Source organism: Pedobacter montanisoli (genome assembly GCF_022809115.1).
Lineage (GTDB): Bacteria > Bacteroidota > Bacteroidia > Sphingobacteriales > Sphingobacteriaceae > Pedobacter > Pedobacter montanisoli.
In genome coordinates this window covers 1,315,801-1,331,628 of record NZ_JALGBH010000001.1, presented here as the reverse complement: position 1 = coordinate 1,331,628, position 15,828 = coordinate 1,315,801, and the positions used below count along the sequence as shown (strand labels likewise).

The following is a 15,828-nucleotide window of genomic DNA, read 5'->3' as shown; positions in this document are numbered from 1 at the left end:
AGCGGCGCCGCTTAAAACTGCAGCAAGCTACCGATAGGGTTCGGTACGCCCTGCCATTAAGCAAAAATTATTTCTAAAATTATGTTACCATTAATAATTGCCATTTTATTGGGATTGGCATCCCCTTTACAAAATTCTTGCAGAAACCATCATGGTTCTAGTTCAGTAGCTACCACTAATGATACACCGCCTCCATCAGAAGATGACGGAACCGACGGTGACGGAAAAAGTGGAGGTCACAATGGCGATAATGGTCAAATTCCACCACCAAGACCATAATTATTTTTTACTAACCGGGTGCGCTATAAGTTGCACCCGGTTTTTATATAGCGGCTTAATTTAAATTAATGCATTGTTTTTTCTTATTTTAGGCAAAAACAAAAACATTGAGACGCATCTTAACATATTTTTTATTCTTAGTTGGCTTATTATTACTAGCCTGCTCTCCAGAAAAGAAAAGCCCCAAAGAAAAGCCCAACTTATCTAAGCCCCATCCATTAACTGAAAAAGCATACCTGTTATTTGATTCAAAAAAGACAGATAGTGCATTTAAGGTTTTTAATGAAGTTAAAGACATCTATCTTAAAAAGAGAGATAGTTTTAGGATTGCTAGTTCATTAACCTATATGGCGATCATTGCTACTGAATCTGGAGATAGTTTTGATGGACAGGAATTAAGCATAGAGGCGCTAAATTTTTTGAACAAGAAAAATAAGGAGCATCATCCTTTCATTATTTCTAATTTAAATAACCTAGGAGTCGCATCCTATGATCTTAAGAAATATAAAGAGTCTATCGACTTTTATTCACAATCTCTGCCCCTAATTAAAGATAGCTCAAACCTACATACAGCAAAAAACAACATTGCAAATGCATATAGAGAAGAAGGAAATTATGCACCTGCCATTAAGCTTTATCAAGAAATTCTGGTAAGAAACCCAAAAGATGAAACCAAGGCCAAAGTACTCACTAATCTCGCGAATGCACAATGGTTGCAACAACCCAACTTTAACCCTGTTCCCAGTTATTTAATAGCTCTAGCCATTCGTAAACGAATTGGGAACCAATGGGGTGTGAACTCCAGCTACTCTCATTTATCAGATTATTACCTTAAAACAAAACCCGACTCTGCTTTATACTATAGCAGATTAATGTACAAACTAGCCTTAATATTAGGAAATCCAGATAATGAACTGGAGGCCTTAAGAAAACTGATTGAATTAGATGCACAAAAAAGATTGATTTATTTTAAACGTTATAGACAATTAGATGATAGCTTATATAGCATACGAAATGCTGCTAAAAATCAGTTTGCTCTGATAAAGTATGAAACTGAAAAGCATAAATCAGAGAAAGTACGATTGGAAAAAGAAAATATCCAAAAAAAATATGAAATAGCTCGTAAAACTACAGCTTTATGGATAGCAATTTTAATTGCAGTAGTTACTGTAATTGGTGGCGTTATTTTTTACCGAAAACGCAAACAACGGTTGGCAGAACAGGCAGAAAAATCTATTCGGGAAAATAAATTAAAAGTATCTAAAGAAATTCATGATGTAGTAGCTAATGGCCTGTATCGCATGATGTCAGACGTTGAATATGGAGATGAGATTAATAAAGAACAGTTGGTTGGACAAATGGAAGATCTTTATCATAAATCACGAGATATCTCTCATGCCGTAGTAGCTAAACCTGATGATTATCTAGAGCGTTTAACCGGATTGATTTCTTCATTCTCAAATACTGAAAGGAAAATTGTTACGGTTGGATTAGACGAAAGTATCAATAAAATAAGTGAGTCTGTTAAAGATGAAATCTTTCTAGTCTTACAGGAGTTATTGGTTAACATGACTAAACATAGCCAGGCCAGCCATGTAGTATTACGTTTTGTATTACAAAGTAAAAACCTGGAAATAAATTACCGCGATAATGGAATTGGCATTCATAAAAATCCTGTCGAGGGCACGGGTTTACGCAATACGGAAACCCGTATCACAAGTTTAAAAGGAGTATTTACTTTTGAAAATCATGAGAGTGGCGGACTTAAAGTTAAGGTTCTCATTCCATTAAGCTAATTTAGATTATGTTTGAAAAAGTACTCGTTGCAGAAGATCATCAGATGAGCAGCAGAGCTGTTGCCAAGACGGTTATAGATTTACAGATACCTGTTTGCCACTATGTCTATTACTGTGATGATGGCTTAACAAGAATCAAAAAAGAACTGGAAACCCATGAGCCTTATGAATTATTGATTACGGATATTTCTTTTGTTGAAGATCATCGCACGCAAAAGTTAAAAAGTGGTTTAGATCTTATTCAAGAAGCTAGAAGAATCTGTCCGCAACTCAAAGTCATTATTTTTTCAGTAGAAGACCGCCCTGCCCTAATACAATCTTATTTTAAGGATTTACAAATCAATGGCTTTGTACATAAAGGGCGTCTTGATGCCTATGAATTAGAACAAGCTGTTAAAGCTGTTGCCAAAGGACAAAACTACATATCGCCAACAATCAACGAAAAAATCAGGCCAAGCAATAGTCATAAATTTACTTCTTACGATCTTACTATATTATCTCTCCTGGCAGAAGGTGCTTTGCTCAAAGAAATCCCCAAAAAGCTTGAAGAAATGAACATTACACCAAGCGGTATGAGCACTATGGAAAAACGTTTAAATCATATCAAAACAGTGCTCAATTTCAAAAAAAATGAACAGTTGATAGCCTTTTGTAAGGATATGGGAATCATTTAAAATCCTGCTATAAATTTTCTTTTCCTATTAAATATAATTGCTGGATTAAGTCAGTCAAGCACTTCCATTTTAGTCTTTTTAAGGGTACGGTTTTCCGTATAGAATGCTTATGTGTATGCTTTAGTTTTGGTAAAAATAGAATTATTAAAAAACCAATACGACTTTAAATCGTAAGCTAAAATCCAAACAAAAAAATGGAAAATCAGATTACCGCTGCATTACAAAGCCGTTTCTTAAGGCTTTATCAAATGGCATGTGCAGATGAAGATTTCGACACTCCTGAAATGAAACAACTTTATCTGTTTGCTGAACAACGGGGTGTAGAAACAAGCCAACTTGAAAAAATTTTAACAAATCCTCTTGCAAGGATTTCAATTCCCGAAACAAGAGATGAAAGAGTCGAATACCTTTATGATTTAGCGGTAATGACTTGGGCAGATAAAGAAGTAACAGATGATGAATACAATACTTTACAGAAATTTTGCCGTCGCTTTCAATTCGAAGACACCAACATTGACAGTATTTGTTCTTTCTTATTAAACTGCGCAGAACAAGAAATGACACTCTCACAGGTATTAACTAAAATTAATGGATAACTATGGAATCAATTAACAAAATATTTTCCTTAAAGAAACAAACTATTCCAGCTGTTAATTCAGATGCAGAATCAAATCATGATGAGGTTCAAGTTCGTATCACATATTATCAGAGTGGATATGGTGCCTCCCAAAAAGCTTCTGGGCAAGCACTTACTTTAAAAGCATGCCTTCAAAATGTTTACAGCAGCTTTGAAGAACAATGTCGCAAACTAAAAGAAGAGCAGCAAAAGTTAAAGCAGCCTTATATTGAAGATAAGATCAGACAGGAAAGCGAATTGAGAAATGCTGAAACAGCTTTATCTATTCATCAAGATAAGTTAGAGCAAAATGATCAGAAAGCAGAACTAATTAAGCAAGCTATCGAAACTGTAAAAAGTAATCCCGAGAAACATGGCGTAACAGATACAAAACAACCTCATGCTTTATTTTATATTGGTTTATTACTATTAATTCCAATATCTATCTACTTATTTGTTTTTTACATCTCTGCCACCTATTCTGCACTCTTTAAAACATTTTCAGATGATAGTTTAAGTACGGCCATTTTCGATGCACAAGCCCTCAACAATGCAAAGAGAGAAGGTTGGCTGGAAGGTGTTCTGGTTTTAACCATTCCAACTGTATTCTTAGGCCTCGGTTATATTATTCATATGATGCAAAAAGGAAAGGGTCTTAAAAATTTCTTCAGATTAGCTGCCCTTTTTCTAATAACATTTCTTTTTGATGGGCTCTTGGCTTATCAGATTGAAAAGAAGATATATGATTTTAGTAAAACTCCTACCACGCCACCATATAACCTCAAAGTAGCAATAGGAGAAGCAGAATTCTGGATGATCATCTTTGCAGGTTTTGTAGTTTATATCATATGGGGTTTAGTATTTGATTTTGTAATGAAGGAATTTGAAAATATTGATAAAATCAAAGCATTTATTCGAAACAAACAGCAAGAACTGAACAGACTTAACGATACGCGTTCACAAATTATAAAGGATATGGAAGATACCAAACAGTTAATCAGTACAATCAAAGGTAGAATTGAGGTGTTACAAAATAAAATTGACGGATTTATTCTCAATATAAAACAATATCTCCACTATCATAACCAATATGTAGAAGGGTGGTTTCAGGCTATCAATGCAGAACTAGCATTGCCAGAGGCTAAAAAAAATTCAATTCTTGCAGAATGCGAAGCTGTAGCTAACGAGCATTTAGAAAGCTTGGATCTTATTAAGCCAAAACACCAACATGTTATTTATTCTAAAGTTTCCTAATATGAAAAAGTTATACTTATTAATAATCATGATGGTCACGATCTTCATGTTTCAAACTGGTTGTGTAAGCAATGAGCCATCATCTGCTAATGAAAAAGTTAATTCACAAAAAAAGAAGTCTGATAAAAATTTAAATCTAAGTATCTTCTTAGACTTATCAGACCGGATAGACCTCAAAAAATACCCCAACCAAACGATGGAAATTTACCAACGTGACTTAGGGTATATCAAAAGTTTGGGTGAAGCTTTTCAGGAACATTTAAGCAATAGCAGAATTAGTGGTATGGACGATCAAATTCAGCTTTTCTTTGAGCCTGAACCAAAAGATGCTCAAATTAATGATTTGGCCAAACAAATGAGGTTTGTATTTAACAAAGCCACCGTCACTCCAAAAGCAATATCAAGCGTTACACCAACATATGTTTCATGTTCTAACAAGATCTATCAGATAGCGTTAAAAGAAAACAAATATATCGGTGCTGATATCTGGACATTTTTTAAGAATAAGGTTAAAGATCAATGTATCAAATCTAATCATCGTAATATACTGGTAATTCTTACAGACGGTTACATGTTTCACCAAGACAACAAGCTGAAAGTAAAAAATCAGACTTCTTACCTCACTCCAGAATTAATAAAAGATTTCAAATTAAACACCACCGACTTTGCCAATAACATGGAAAGTAAAAGAATAGGTTTTTTACCTGCTACATCAGGATTACAAGATCTTAAAGTTTTGGTTATTGGTATTAACCCACAAAAAGGAAAAAACTTTGAAGAGGATGTGATTAAAAAATATTGGGGCGATTGGTTGAAAAAAATGGGTGTACAGGATTATGAAATAAAAGGAATTGATTTACCAACCTACATGGATATAATCATCAAAAAAGCAGTCTTAACTAAATAAAAATATGGGCTGGATATTTTGCTTATGGTGATATTGAATTAAAAACCACAACAGGTTTAAACGAACGTTATTTATTCAGTTGTCAAAAGTATGCAGAGCTATTATACAAAGGGTTTTTAGCGTATCAAATCCGTTGATTAAAGTTAGATTATCTACCTGAAGCAAAACTGATTAATTAGAACTAACATATTTTAGCTTTTTACGCAGATACAAAAAGAGGTTAATTTTAAAAGTTGACCTCTTTTTTCATATACTAAACAAAAAACCAATTAAACTTCTTCACCCATCTTCATTTTATCTAAAAGTTCACTTAAAATGGCTTTTGCCTTTGGGTTTTCTGAATTTGTATCAAGAAGCTGTGTAATTGCGGTAATAGCCTTTTCTTTCAATCCATTTTTATAAAGGGCTTTTGCATAAACCATTTGATAAAATGGCGCAGCGTTTTTGTAAAAATCGATATCAGTTGCTGCAATTTGAACTGCAATTCCTGCCCATGTAACAGCTTCATTAGATTCTGCCTTATTTAATGGGATTTTTAAAAGATTTTCAACTGTAGTTGCCAAAAAATTACAAAGCTGTATAGATTGCGTGTGTTTATAACTATCAATATACTCCTTACTATTATATTTTTGATCGGCAGCGGATTGAATTTTCTTTTTCATTTTTTCATAAAATACCTGATCATGTTTGAGCAAAGTATCAAGTGGTATTTTAAGTAAATAGTTATTGATAAAAGTCCTGTTTTCGCTTTTAAACCTCACATAATCCCGTGTTTCATAACTAAACTTCAAGGCGATTGTTTGCTTATTATCAAACATGTTTTTAGAAAAATCTTCTTTAAGGGCCATTACTTTACGTAATAGAGCTTCGTTCTTTTCGGTAATTGCTTTCCTCAAAGTAACGGTCATCGCATTATCTTTTATGCTCGACAATGTTTCTCCATGTACCAGATTTTTTGCTGCCAAATCATTAAACAATCCCTGATTATTTTCAAGTGTAGTCATTGCAATCCCTAACTGCATTTTTCTGTTAAGCCAAGTGCCATTATCAACCAAAAGCTGAATGGTACTGTATGTTGATCTTTCGGTATCGCTTAACATGGAAATATAGTCATCCAATAAATCGCTTGTATTCATTTTAAGTCGGGTTAACTTCAATAAATAACTAAGTAAAAACGTCTTATCCTTTTTATGCGCTGGATATAACTTTTCCATGTCTAAGAGACTTAAAGGTTGCTGGGCTTCATCTATAGCATTTTTTGCATGTCTTATCAGCTCCGATGCTTCCATAGATCCGCCTGTACGATAAATAAGCGTACCTTCTCCATTGATAAAAAGATAGCTTGGATAAGATTGAATAACATATTTTTTCGCAAAAGCAGGGCCTTCACCTTTTTCGGCATCAATCTTATAATTGATAAAAGACTTATTGTACACGCTACCCACTTCTGTTAAAGGGAAAACTGCTTCATCCATCAGTTTACATGGACCGCACCAATCTGTAAATACATCTACAAATATGAGCTTATTCGTCCTTTTTGCTTCAAAAAGAACTTCTGACCATTTCTTGTTATTAAATTCAATCCCTTTTTGTTGGGCATAACTCGCCTGTACGGTAATCATGATTACCATAAGAATAATTCTTTTCATGTTTTGATTAATTTATATTTTAGAGAAAATACTTATTTAAGATGATGGAGGATTACAGATTAATTTTTAAACCTCAGCTATCTTGGTTTTTAATTATTTTCAGTCTTTCTTGAGAACAGTTTGATGATATGCTCTAATTGAGTTAGAATAAGGATAACGTAGCATATTTGAAAAACAAGAACTAGCGTTTTCACATCAATACCAGCTACTGTATCACCTAACATTGGCAATAGATGAGAAACTAATAAGCCAAAACCAGTTCCCAGGATAAAGAACACCAGTGATATTTTTGCATTATTAGTTAAAGATCTTGCTTTTTGAGCCTCCTTTTTTATATGATACATCACATTATCATCAAAATCTTTACTCGGAGCTTCAATCAGGCTTTTTTTGATTAAGCCGGCAAGCTGCTGATCTGTTAAAGGTGTTTTAGGCATCTTATGAATTATTTGATTTTTTTAGTAAACTTTTAATTGCAGCATGCATGTTTTTTCTTGCCCTATGCAATGTGACTTTTATGTAGATTTCTGTCCAACCCGTAATGGCAGCAACTTCTTTAATACTTTCTTCCTGAAGATAGAAAAGTCTTAGCACCAAACTTTCACGGGCGGGAAGAAGCTTTAATGCTTCATTAATAAGATGAACCTGTTCATTTTGTTGCAGAGTAAGCACCTCACTTTCATCAGCAATCTCTTCATCATAGCTGTGGCGAAAGTCCACAATCTCCTTTTGCATTTTTTTTAAGCGTCTAAACGCCTCATTTAATACGATTCTGTAAAACCAGCTGCTAAATTTTGATTTGAACTTGAAGTTTTTGATGCCCCTAAAAGCGTTGATAAATGCATCTTGAACCACTTCCTCTGCCACGAACTCATCTTTAACCACAGAAACAGCCAATGAAATAGATAATGCTTTATACTGTTCAACAAAATACCTGAAAGCTTCTGTATCGCCTGCACAAACTTTTCTTACATAAATGTCATCCATTCTGTAATGCTTAATTTCTTCGGTTTTCTATATAGTTTGCAAAAATCAGTGCACCTCCGCCACTTAGAGCAAGTATGGCTATGGGCATGGCATCTGATCTTCCTAATATGCCGAAGTTAGCCAAAAAAGCAATGACAGCTAAGCCAAAACCTAATCCTAAAATGACCAAGCCCAACTTCATGCTAAGAGATTGTACATTTTTATTCTTTTTCCCTTCTTCTGTAGGATTTAAACCTTTTTCAATCATCAACATTCTTTCTCGGTGTTTTGCTCTATGTGAAAAGAACCAAGCCAGAAATAAACAGATGCAGAATGATAACCATGCAATAACCCAAATAGCAAACTTTTCCATAATTTTTTTCTTTGTTTACTTATTAGAGGATGCTTTTTTCAAGAAGGTTACAAATTTTGAAATTTGTTGGTCAAATAATCTAACTTTCCAGCATTAGGACAATGGCTGTAACCCTTTAGTCTTCATTCACTCCCATTCATAGCTTCTTTCTTCAACGTAAGTCCTTAGTACCAAAACCACACACCAATCCACACTTGTACTTAGCTACGCCAATCCAAAAAGATATCCAGCAGAATTAATAAGTGCAAATTAGCTCACACTCAAAACTAGACCTCAAGATTTCGTCAAATGAAAAAACCCCATCCTATGAGCTAGAAATGGGGTTTTATTTGTCTGCAGACATGCAGACCAGCAGCTCCCGAAGCTGGGCTCGAACCAGCGACCCTCTGATTAACAGTCAGATGCTCTAACCAGCTGAGCTATTCGGGAATTTCCATAATGGAAAAATATTATCGGTTATCAATCTTTCAAATAAAAAGCCCTACTATTGTAAGGCTTTGCTCCCGAAGCTGGGCTCGAACCAGCGACCCTCTGATTAACAGTCAGATGCTCTAACCAGCTGAGCTATTCGGGAGTGCTGGTATTGCTAAAACGCCTTTAGATGCTCTGTTATGCAAAACACCCTCGTTCGTTTTGGGAATGCAATATTAGGGCTTTTAAATTATTTATGCAATATTTGTAGCGAAAAAAAATTTAAAATTTATAAAACTTAACGTATGAGCCTGATAATCATAGGTACAGTAGCTTTTGATGCCATTGAAACACCTTTTGGCAAAACCGATAAAATAGTAGGAGGAGCAGCAACATTTGCCAGTTTAGCTGCTTCGTACCTGTATGATAAAACAAAAATTGTTGCTGTTGTAGGTGATGATTTTAAAAAAGAAGATATCCAGACTTTAAATAACAGAGGAATTGATACCGAAGGGCTTCAAATAAAAGAAGGGGAAAAATCATTTTTCTGGAGCGGAAAATATCACAATGATATGAACAGCCGCGATACTTTGATTACAGAACTTAATGTACTGGAGAATTTTGATCCGATTATTCCTGATAGTTACCAGGATTGCGAATACCTGATGTTAGGCAATCTTACACCTCAAATACAACAGACCGTAATTAAGAGATTAAAGAACCGTCCGAAACTGATTGTATTAGATACCATGAATTTCTGGATGGACATTATGATGGGCGACTTGTTAGACACTTTGAAAATGATCGACGTGCTAACCATTAACGATTCTGAAGCTCGTCAGTTATCAGGCGAGTATTCTTTAGTTAAAGCAGCCAACAAGATCTTAACCATGGGGCCTAAATACCTGATCATTAAAAAAGGTGAACATGGTGCACTTCTTTTCCATGAAGATAAAATCTTCTCGGCTCCGGCTTTACCTTTAGCAGATGTATTTGACCCTACCGGAGCAGGTGATACTTTTGCCGGCGGATTTATCGGTTATCTGGCTAAAGTAGGCACCATCAATTTCAACAATATGAAAAATGCATTGATATATGGTTCTGCCTTAGCGTCTTTCTGTGTAGAGAAATTTGGAACCGAACGTTTAAAAGAATTATCTCAACAAGAAATCAACAACAGGATACAACAATTTGTGGCATTAAGCAGTTTTGAAATTATTCAGGATTAATTTCTTTTGCGTGCCCTGTTATTAGATTTTACCTCAGTATTTTCAGTGCTCCTCACATTGTTTGGAGCACTTTTACGATATCTTGATATGATTTCCTGTACCGAGCTATCTGTTTCTTTTTCATTCAAAACCTCTTCTTGCAAATGCTGAATTTTACCAGAACGAATGCGCATAGATGGTATCTTATTTTGAGGTATAGTATCTATCAAAATACTCTTTGAGTTCTCATTAGCTCGTATAAGACTATCCTTTTTAAGATTAGTATCTTTCTTTACCGGTAAATCAACTTTTCTTTTCTTAGACATCTGAGAAGGAAGAGGTAAGGTCTTTTCATTATCCTTAGTAGGAATAATCATGTATGTTCCAACGGTTACCATAGCTGCAGCGGGCAGTACATATCCCAACATACTAAAAAGCTTCGTCATAACGATCTTTAATACTCCCCCAGTCCTCACCGGTTCAGTAACCGGATAGTGGGTATTTAACAAAGCCTCCATATCTTCCCATGCCTGATCTGAATTTTCAGGTAGCGGAATGGAATCAATCTTCGTTTGCCATATATTTTCTTGCATTTGTCTATCCCTGTCTTTCATTTTCCCTTGATTGATTGTTTTCAGAAAGTATTTCCCTAAGTTGTTTTTTAGCCGATGATAAGTGCCACCTGGAAGTACTCTCCCCAATACCTAATAACTCTCCTATTTCTTTATGAGAATAACCATCTATTACTGATAAATTAAAGACCACCTGACTTGCTGTAGGCAATTTCCTGATAGCATACAATATATCCTGAGCATAAAGTTTTTCGAGGATAGCAGGTGTTATTGCGACTTCTCTCTCCTGATATTGCTGCATGCGTGTAAACCTAAACTCTTTCCTTTCCAAATCTATACAGGTTCTAATCAATATGGTTCTTATCCATGACATCAGATTTCCTTTTTCAGGATTGTATTCTCCTATATTATTGAATATCTTTAAGAAACCACTATTTAGGGCTTCTTTAGCAAGATCATGGGTTTTAAGATAGCGCATACACAACCTCATCATCTCTTCGTAACACATTTTATAAAGCGCTTTTTGCGCATCCCGACGATTCAGAATACATCCCTCAATTAATGTTTCGTAGTGTAGTTTATCCAATTATGAAATGATTGTTTTTAACAATACGCTTCAATTTACTTATTCGTTGGGTCTGTATATTATTTTATTTTTTGTTTTAACTGCTCCCAACATATAGTGCATTTAAAACGTATACTAAATTATAAAACGAACATTATGAAAATTAACTTAAAAAGGATTGGCATTGTATTTTTATTGATTTCATGTCTGTTAACATTTATATTAACCAGCTCGGCACAGATACCTGCTACTCTACAAATAAATATATCCCAATCTGGCACAGATACTCTTACGATCCAACTGACACAAAACAGCATAACCCGTTCATATAGTAAATATGACCTCCTGCTTGAAAAAAATGTTCTTATCCGCCAATGGCAAATTGAAACTCCTGCATGGCTATATATTAAAAGAGGCAATCAGATACTTTCAGGCCTTATTGAACCTGAAGAACGACTAATTCTAGATCCCGATTCGTTTCTCATTAGCAATATAGCTAGAGCAAAATTTATTGTCGCTACCAATTTATCAGACTTTAAAAACAGGCTATATCAAAACAAAAATGCAGGATTGAAAGCAAAAATAGCTAATGCAAAAATTAGCAAATACCCTCTCGATTATCTGTTCCGCTTTGCCGATTCAGCTATGAATGCAAATCTTGCATTGTTGCAAAGCCAACGGCACTATATGAGTGAACAAGCACACACACTATTAAAAGCTGATATTATGGGTACTTTCATGCTCTTAAAGTATAATATTCCCAGTTACATTTATCATGAAACCAATCAGCAAATCTTAGCGACGAAAAAAAATATACTATCTCCTAAAACAATAAAAACTATTGAAAATAATCTGACTTTTTATTTTGATGATTCTTTTTCATCTTCAGATCGATATGCCGAAAGTGTATATACAGTGCTATTTAAGGAATATCAATCGATGGTAATGAATAATAACACACATCAACTGTTGGATAAATACATATTTCTAAACAGTTTGCTCTCTGAAAAATTAAAATTACCAGTACTCACCTTATTTTTAGAGGGAGATCTTAGTCGGCTCAATCAGGGCGAAGATCTGGAAAAAATTATTGCACAAACAATGAAAGATAAGGAAAGTACCGTGTATGGCAGATACATTTTTCAAAGAGTGAATAATTTGTTTAAGCAGGGGATTTCAGCTCCAGCATTGGCACTCAATGATTCAAAAGGAAATATACTTAAACTAAGTGATCTTGCTGGAAAAGTAGTACTGCTAGATTTTTGGTTCAAGGATTGCGTTCCCTGTCATACTCTTTTTCAAAAACTAAAACCTGTAAAAGAGTATTTTAAAAATTATCCTGAGGTTGTTTTTCTAAATGTTTCCATTGATTCAAAACAAAACTGGCTAGAGGCACTTCAGCAATTTGACATTCAGGGAATTCATGTATATACTCAAGGGTTAGGAACTAAACACCCTATAATATCTGATTATAAAGTAGCAGCCTACCCAACTACAACATTAATTGATAAAAAGGGCAGGATATTTATGGCTACTCCATCCGACCAGCCTGAAGAACTTATTACACAGATCAATGCTGCATTAAAAAAAGAATAAACTATATGGTCAGCATTCCTATAATTTCGAATTTTTCAAACACTACCTCCGTATGCGGTGCATCGGCCAGTTCTTCGGTAAGGTCCTGCCCTGCCCAATGCTCATAATGTTTGCCGCTTTTCCACAAACGGCTTTCTGTAACATCGTATATCTTTCCCTTATAAGCAACCCAAACCTGAGGTTTATCCTGCCCATTTCTTAAGGCCAATTGCTGTTTTGTATAATGAGGCAGGTTATCCATTCAATTCTTTTTTATGCTTTACAGCTTCATAAGTATAAATACAAATCAAAAACATGGCAAAGAATAACACAATATTTTCTGTAGCTCCTCCAAATATGGCTACCTTTAGTGCATCACTATAAGGATATTTTACAATAGGTAACATCTTTAGCAAACCAAATACCGCAATAGCAGGGACCAGCATCAGCAAAAAGCTTCTGTAAAATTTATACATAAACCTTTGCTTGCCTACATATTCAACCAAAAATAAAATAAGCAGCATTAAGCTAAATGCAATTAAGGTAAAAGAGTACTTATGTGCAAAGAAAATAAAAGCCACACATACACCCAACAATAAATTACTAAATGCCAGGCTGTATTTCTGTAGATTATTATTGTTAAATTTTTGATTAACATAGCTATAAACCATAGCACCGCTAAAACATAAGGCAAAATTGAGCAAGTAATGTTCTACAGGAACATGTAAGACAAATATTTTAATTAGATATTGATCTTCATAAACCCACGAGCCTGCTGAAACAAAAAACACGGTAAGCAAACTATAAGGTACAAATGCAGCTACAGATGCCCATAAAACAGGTTTTCGCAAACCCTTAAATGTAACTTTTTTATCGGCCAAAAATAAAACCGGGAATATTAAGGCAACCAGACCAATAAAGAGGAAATAAAACTTCATGAATAGCAATATTAAGCAGCCCAAAAATAGAATTTTAATGCTGATTGCTATGATTAAAAAATAAAGAAAGCGCTTAAACAGTTAAAATAGCTCTAATCTGTTCAAACGCTTTTTATAATTAGGTATTTAAAAATGTTACTGTTGCATTTCTGTAGCGTAAGTTTTCAGGTATTTTTTTAAAATACCTCTTGCTACATGGATACGGGTTTTAACCGTTCCTATAGGAATATTGAGTTCATCTGCGATCTCATGATATTTAAAACCTTCAAAATATTTCACAAATGGCACCTGGTACTCAGGTTGTAAAGTAGCTAGCGCTTTATGAATATCTCCTAAAACAAACTTTCTTTCTGCCGTGTTCTTTGATGCACTGTAATAAAGATGCGCTGATGATATATCGTCGCTTTGCGTAATAATAGCATTGGTTTTAATGGTGCGTCTGTAGTTGTTAATAAACGTATTACGCATTATGGTAAAAAGCCATCCTTTTAAATTGGTACCCTCTTTAAATTTGTTATAATAGGTTACCGCTTTTAATAGAGTGTCTTGCACTAAATCATTAGCGTCTTCAATATCTTTTGTAAAATTCAAGGCGAATGACTGCAGAGAGCCTGAATATTCATTCAACTGGTTGTTAAACTGTACTTGTGTCATAGTGTAGGGTTTAGAATTAGAAAAAGACAGAATACTAAGTAAATAGTGTACTGTAATTAGTTACATAAAACCTAACAACTATGATACCAAAAGTTAAAAACCTAGTGAAATTATTACTCCCTGCGTTTTAGCTAAGTATTTAAAACACATTCACTTCGCGTTCTAAACATACGCCAAATTTAGTGTACACTTCTGTGATGATTTTTTCCGAAAAATTATACACTTCCTGTCCTGTAGCATTACCGTGGTTTACCAGAACCAGAGCCTGATTTTTCCAGGTTCCTGTATGACCATCTGTTATACCTTTAAATCCGCACTGTTCAATCAACCACCCCGCTGCAATTTTCACCTGATCATCAGGCACATCAAAATGTACCACATCCGGAAAATTAACAATCAATTGGTTAAATTGTGTTTTTGAAATCACAGGATTTTTAAAGAAACTACCTGCATTACCTATGGTTGTAGGATCTGGCAATTTACTCACTCTAATCTTAGCCACAACTTTTGATACATCTGCAATGGTAGGCTTCGTAATTTGCTGTGCTTCTAATTCTGCATTGATGGCACCATAATGCGTTTTTAAATGGGCTTCGGTACTTAAATTAAATGTTACAGATGTAACAATGTATTTGCCCTTATATTCATTTTTAAATACGCTGTCGCGATAACCAAATTTGCAGTCTTCGTAGCTAAAAGTCAGAAACCGGCCTGTTGCTATTTCAAAAACTCTACATTGCTTAAAAGCATCTTTAAGCTCTACTCCATAAGCTCCTATATTTTGTATGGGCGATGCTCCTACCGTACCTGGAATTAAAGTAAGATTTTCCAGTCCAGCAAAATTATTCGTTACGCAAAACATTACCAGGTCATTCCATACCACACCTGCACCTGCAATTAGTTCAACCACATTGCCGTTAAGTGCATAAGATATACCCTCTATAGCCATTTTAACCACAAGTCCCTTAAAATCTTGCGTAAACAGCATGTTGCTCCCTCCGCCTAAAATTAAAAGCTTTTCTTCTTTGGCTTCCCTGCTCATGAACAGTTCTTCCAGATCCTGTTCATTTTTAATTTCAGCAAAGTATTTAGCTTTAACATCTATACCAAAGGTATTGTAAGGCTTAAGTGAGATCTCTTGTTTTATTAGCATAACGAAGTGAAAATACAAAAGTATAAAATACAGCTCTACTAATTTTAAACCTTTCTGCTTTTTACAACATTTTTTAATGTTGTTCACCTGTTATTTCCGGCATTTCGCCGATACCAGTTAAAAGAGTATCATTATTTTAATTCTCTTTGTAAGAAGGAATAAAAATATAAACACTAAGATGACAAAATTTTAAACAAGGAAACTCTGGAATTAAAAAAAGTTTCCTTAGTTTTGCGCC

The 15,828-nt window shown here is 34.6% G+C and carries 18 protein-coding genes and 2 tRNA genes; 8 read left to right on the top strand and 12 right to left on the bottom strand.

From position 1 onward, the window contains the following. The first annotated feature begins 81 nt into the window (after positions 1–81). From MMF97_RS05835 to MMF97_RS05810, 6 genes are all read left to right on the top strand, one after another. Positions 82–279, top strand: coding sequence for a hypothetical protein (locus MMF97_RS05835; protein ID WP_243360509.1), 198 nt, complete (start codon positions 82–84; stop codon positions 277–279). A 107-nt stretch (positions 280–386) separates the two neighbouring features. Beyond that, the gene (locus tag MMF97_RS05830; RefSeq protein WP_243360506.1) at positions 387–2,075 is read left to right on the top strand and encodes a tetratricopeptide repeat-containing sensor histidine kinase; all 1,689 of its coding nucleotides are present in this window, start codon (positions 387–389) and stop codon (positions 2,073–2,075) included. An 8-nt stretch (positions 2,076–2,083) separates the two neighbouring features. Beyond that, positions 2,084–2,749 (top strand): response regulator transcription factor, encoded by a 666-nt coding sequence (locus tag MMF97_RS05825; protein WP_243360504.1) that lies wholly within the window; start codon positions 2,084–2,086, stop codon positions 2,747–2,749. Between the two features lie 194 nt (positions 2,750–2,943). Continuing rightward, positions 2,944–3,345, top strand: a complete 402-nt coding sequence (locus tag MMF97_RS05820) for a hypothetical protein (protein WP_243360502.1) — start codon at positions 2,944–2,946, stop codon at positions 3,343–3,345. 2 nt (positions 3,346–3,347) lie between these two features. Continuing rightward, positions 3,348–4,619 carry a hypothetical protein gene (locus MMF97_RS05815; RefSeq protein ID WP_243360500.1) on the top strand — a complete coding sequence of 424 codons (1,272 nt, stop codon included), beginning with the start codon at positions 3,348–3,350 and terminating at the stop codon, positions 4,617–4,619. A gap of 1 nt (position 4,620) precedes the next feature. Next, a complete protein-coding gene (locus tag MMF97_RS05810) occupies positions 4,621–5,526 on the top strand; it encodes a hypothetical protein (RefSeq protein ID WP_243360498.1) in 906 nt (301 codons plus the stop codon). Between the two features lie 269 nt (positions 5,527–5,795). Here the strand turns inward: MMF97_RS05810 and MMF97_RS05805 are convergent, their stop codons facing one another. From MMF97_RS05805 to MMF97_RS05780, 6 genes are all read right to left on the bottom strand, one after another. Then, positions 5,796–7,175: a thioredoxin family protein gene (locus MMF97_RS05805; protein ID WP_243360496.1), complete on the bottom strand. Its 1,380-nt coding sequence runs from the start codon at positions 7,173–7,175 to the stop codon at positions 5,796–5,798. 89 nt (positions 7,176–7,264) lie between these two features. Further along, positions 7,265–7,612, bottom strand: a complete 348-nt coding sequence (locus MMF97_RS05800; RefSeq protein WP_243360494.1) for a hypothetical protein — start codon at positions 7,610–7,612, stop codon at positions 7,265–7,267. A gap of 1 nt (position 7,613) precedes the next feature. Next, positions 7,614–8,162 carry an RNA polymerase sigma factor gene (locus MMF97_RS05795; protein ID WP_243360492.1) on the bottom strand — a complete coding sequence of 183 codons (549 nt, stop codon included), beginning with the start codon at positions 8,160–8,162 and terminating at the stop codon, positions 7,614–7,616. A gap of 10 nt (positions 8,163–8,172) precedes the next feature. Next, positions 8,173–8,514: a DUF6249 domain-containing protein gene (locus MMF97_RS05790; protein WP_243360491.1), complete on the bottom strand. Its 342-nt coding sequence runs from the start codon at positions 8,512–8,514 to the stop codon at positions 8,173–8,175. Positions 8,515–8,869: 355 nt separating this feature from the next. Further along, positions 8,870–8,943 (bottom strand) — tRNA-Asn (locus MMF97_RS05785). A gap of 71 nt (positions 8,944–9,014) precedes the next feature. Next, a tRNA-Asn gene (locus tag MMF97_RS05780) sits at positions 9,015–9,088 on the bottom strand. A gap of 142 nt (positions 9,089–9,230) precedes the next feature. Between MMF97_RS05780 and MMF97_RS05775 the strand changes: the two genes are divergently transcribed. Continuing rightward, the gene (locus MMF97_RS05775) at positions 9,231–10,154 is read left to right on the top strand and encodes a PfkB family carbohydrate kinase (protein WP_243360489.1); all 924 of its coding nucleotides are present in this window, start codon (positions 9,231–9,233) and stop codon (positions 10,152–10,154) included. Here MMF97_RS05775 and MMF97_RS05770 read toward each other — a convergent pair. Together MMF97_RS05770 and MMF97_RS05765 are read right to left on the bottom strand one after the other, a co-directional pair. Beyond that, entirely contained in the window at positions 10,151–10,726 is a 576-nt protein-coding gene (locus MMF97_RS05770) for a hypothetical protein (RefSeq protein WP_243360487.1), read from the bottom strand. The genes MMF97_RS05775 and MMF97_RS05770 overlap by 4 nt on opposite strands. A 4-nt stretch (positions 10,727–10,730) precedes the next feature. Further along, positions 10,731–11,291 carry an RNA polymerase sigma factor gene (locus MMF97_RS05765; RefSeq protein ID WP_243360486.1) on the bottom strand — a complete coding sequence of 187 codons (561 nt, stop codon included), beginning with the start codon at positions 11,289–11,291 and terminating at the stop codon, positions 10,731–10,733. A 135-nt stretch (positions 11,292–11,426) separates the two neighbouring features. On the opposite strand from MMF97_RS05765, the gene MMF97_RS05760 reads away from it, so the two are divergent. After that, on the top strand, positions 11,427–12,866 hold the full coding sequence (locus MMF97_RS05760) for a TlpA family protein disulfide reductase (protein ID WP_243360484.1): 1,440 nt from the start codon (positions 11,427–11,429) through the stop codon (positions 12,864–12,866). Position 12,867: 1 nt separating this feature from the next. Here MMF97_RS05760 and MMF97_RS05755 read toward each other — a convergent pair whose 3' ends face one another. The 4 genes from MMF97_RS05755 to murB all read right to left on the bottom strand — a co-directional run bounded on the left by MMF97_RS05755 (position 12,868) and on the right by murB (position 15,590). Beyond that, a complete protein-coding gene (locus MMF97_RS05755) occupies positions 12,868–13,107 on the bottom strand; it encodes a cytochrome b5 domain-containing protein (protein ID WP_243360482.1) in 240 nt (79 codons plus the stop codon). Continuing rightward, positions 13,100–13,783, bottom strand: a complete 684-nt coding sequence (locus tag MMF97_RS05750; RefSeq protein WP_243360480.1) for a lycopene cyclase domain-containing protein — start codon at positions 13,781–13,783, stop codon at positions 13,100–13,102. The genes MMF97_RS05755 and MMF97_RS05750 overlap by 8 nt, the downstream gene beginning before the upstream one ends. 135 nt (positions 13,784–13,918) lie before the next feature. After that, positions 13,919–14,437: an RNA polymerase sigma factor gene (locus tag MMF97_RS05745; RefSeq protein WP_243360478.1), complete on the bottom strand. Its 519-nt coding sequence runs from the start codon at positions 14,435–14,437 to the stop codon at positions 13,919–13,921. A 139-nt stretch (positions 14,438–14,576) separates the two neighbouring features. After that, a complete protein-coding gene (gene murB / locus MMF97_RS05740) occupies positions 14,577–15,590 on the bottom strand; it encodes a UDP-N-acetylmuramate dehydrogenase (RefSeq protein WP_243360476.1) in 1,014 nt (337 codons plus the stop codon). Positions 15,591–15,828 lie beyond the last annotated feature (238 nt).

What these genes read in the sequence shown, in the direction of transcription:
- MMF97_RS05835 (WP_243360509.1), top strand. Translation starts at nt 82, where the DNA reads ATGTTACCATTAATAATTGCCATTTTATTGGGATTGGCATCCCCTTTA.
- MMF97_RS05825 (WP_243360504.1), top strand. Translation starts at nt 2,084, where the DNA reads ATGTTTGAAAAAGTACTCGTTGCAGAAGATCATCAGATGAGCAGCAGA.
- MMF97_RS05820 (WP_243360502.1), top strand. Translation starts at nt 2,944, where the DNA reads ATGGAAAATCAGATTACCGCTGCATTACAAAGCCGTTTCTTAAGGCTT.
- MMF97_RS05815 (WP_243360500.1), top strand. Translation starts at nt 3,348, where the DNA reads ATGGAATCAATTAACAAAATATTTTCCTTAAAGAAACAAACTATTCCA.
- MMF97_RS05810 (WP_243360498.1), top strand. Translation starts at nt 4,621, where the DNA reads ATGAAAAAGTTATACTTATTAATAATCATGATGGTCACGATCTTCATG.
- MMF97_RS05805 (WP_243360496.1), bottom strand. Translation starts at nt 7,175, where the DNA reads ATGAAAAGAATTATTCTTATGGTAATCATGATTACCGTACAGGCGAGT.
- MMF97_RS05800 (WP_243360494.1), bottom strand. Translation starts at nt 7,612, where the DNA reads ATGCCTAAAACACCTTTAACAGATCAGCAGCTTGCCGGCTTAATCAAA.
- MMF97_RS05795 (WP_243360492.1), bottom strand. Translation starts at nt 8,162, where the DNA reads ATGGATGACATTTATGTAAGAAAAGTTTGTGCAGGCGATACAGAAGCT.
- MMF97_RS05790 (WP_243360491.1), bottom strand. Translation starts at nt 8,514, where the DNA reads ATGGAAAAGTTTGCTATTTGGGTTATTGCATGGTTATCATTCTGCATC.
- MMF97_RS05775 (WP_243360489.1), top strand. Translation starts at nt 9,231, where the DNA reads ATGAGCCTGATAATCATAGGTACAGTAGCTTTTGATGCCATTGAAACA.
- MMF97_RS05770 (WP_243360487.1), bottom strand. Translation starts at nt 10,726, where the DNA reads ATGCAAGAAAATATATGGCAAACGAAGATTGATTCCATTCCGCTACCT.
- MMF97_RS05760 (WP_243360484.1), top strand. Translation starts at nt 11,427, where the DNA reads ATGAAAATTAACTTAAAAAGGATTGGCATTGTATTTTTATTGATTTCA.
- MMF97_RS05755 (WP_243360482.1), bottom strand. Translation starts at nt 13,107, where the DNA reads ATGGATAACCTGCCTCATTATACAAAACAGCAATTGGCCTTAAGAAAT.
- MMF97_RS05750 (WP_243360480.1), bottom strand. Translation starts at nt 13,783, where the DNA reads ATGAAGTTTTATTTCCTCTTTATTGGTCTGGTTGCCTTAATATTCCCG.
- MMF97_RS05745 (WP_243360478.1), bottom strand. Translation starts at nt 14,437, where the DNA reads ATGACACAAGTACAGTTTAACAACCAGTTGAATGAATATTCAGGCTCT.
- murB (WP_243360476.1), bottom strand. Translation starts at nt 15,590, where the DNA reads ATGCTAATAAAACAAGAGATCTCACTTAAGCCTTACAATACCTTTGGT.